This is a genomic window from Arthrobacter sp. Hiyo1 (assembly GCF_001263615.2).
In the GTDB taxonomy this organism is placed as follows: Bacteria; Actinomycetota; Actinomycetes; order Actinomycetales; family Micrococcaceae; genus Arthrobacter.
On the sequence record NZ_DF952474.1, the window covers coordinates 123,122 to 124,400 of the forward strand.

The 1,279-nt window shown below is 66.1% G+C and carries 2 protein-coding genes; both read right to left on the minus strand.

Annotated features, from left to right (window positions below):
* Nucleotides 1-185, minus strand: a 185-nt coding sequence (locus tag AHiyo1_RS18000; protein ID WP_445286235.1) for a DUF6986 family protein, incomplete at its 3' end; no start/stop codon positions are given.
* Nucleotides 186-187: 2 nt separating this feature from the next.
* The coding region (locus AHiyo1_RS18005) for a malate synthase (RefSeq protein ID WP_059389459.1) at nucleotides 188-1,279 on the minus strand (1,092 nt) is incomplete at its 5' end.

Consider the following 1,279-nt stretch of genomic DNA (forward strand, 5'->3'; position numbering starts at 1 on the left):
ATTGCCTGGGCGCCCCATTCAGCCGACAGCGACGGCGTGAAACGGTCCGCCGGGACGTACGCCGTGTGCACGGGCTGGCGGGTGCCGTCGTCGCCGGGGTAATTGCGCTCCAGCAACTGGTCGGTGGCGGCCAGTTGGGAGTCGATCGCAGCAAGATCTGCCGCAGAGAAGGAGGGTGCGGCCATTCCTACACCAGCTCGTAGGCGGGAGTGGTGAGGAAGTCCGTGTAGTCCTCGGAGAGACAGATGTCCGCGATCAGGCGGCTCGCCGGCTCGTAGAACTTCTCGAAGGACTCGGCGTCGACCTCGCTGCGCAGGCGGTCGGTCTCTTCGCCGAGGATCCGGGTGACCAGCTCACGGGTGACCGTGTTGCCGGTGTCGGCCAGGACCGACTTGTTGCGGATCTGCTGCCACACCTGGGAACGGGAGATTTCCGCCGTGGCGGCGTCTTCCATGAGGTTGTGGATGGCAACGGCGCCGCTGCCCGAAAGCCACACCGCGGTGTACGCGACGGCGACGTAGAGGTTCAAGCGAAGCCCGGCCTCGGTCACGTGGCCACCGGCGGAGGAGATGTCCAGCAGCTGATCGGCGGTCACGGAGACCTCCGGGCGCTGCTTGTCCAGCTGGTTCGGCTTGTCGCCGAGCACGGAGTCGAACACTTCGCGGCACGTGGAGACGAGGTCCGGGTGGGCCACCCAGGAACCATCGAAACCGTCGTTCGCCTCGCGGGTCTTGTCCGCGCGGACCTTCTCGAAGGCCTGGGCTGTGACTTCGGGTTCGCGGCGGTTCGGGATGACGGCAGCCATGCCGCCCATGGCGAAGGCGCCGCGCTTGTGGCAGGTCTTGACCAGCAGTTCCGTATAGGCGCGCATGAACGGGGCCGTCATGACCACGGACGCGCGGTCCGGCAGGATGAAGGACTCGCCGGCGTCGCGGAAGTACTTCACGATGCTGAACAGGTAGTCCCAACGGCCGGCGTTCAGGCCGGACGCGTGGTCGCGCAGTTCGTAGAGGAACTCGTCCATTTCGAACGCGGCCGGAATGGTTTCGATCAGCATGGTGGCGCGTACGCTGCCCTGCGGGATGCCGAGGTAGTCCTGGGCGAAGACGAAGATGTCGTTCCACAGCCGGGCCTCGAGGTGGCTTTCCATCTTGGGCAGGTAGTAGTACGGGCCGTGGCCGTTGAGCAGGAGCTGCTTGGCGACGTGGAAGAAGTGCAGGCCGAAGTCCACCAGCGCGCCCACGGTCGGTTCGCCGTCGAGCAGCAGGTGCCGTTCGTC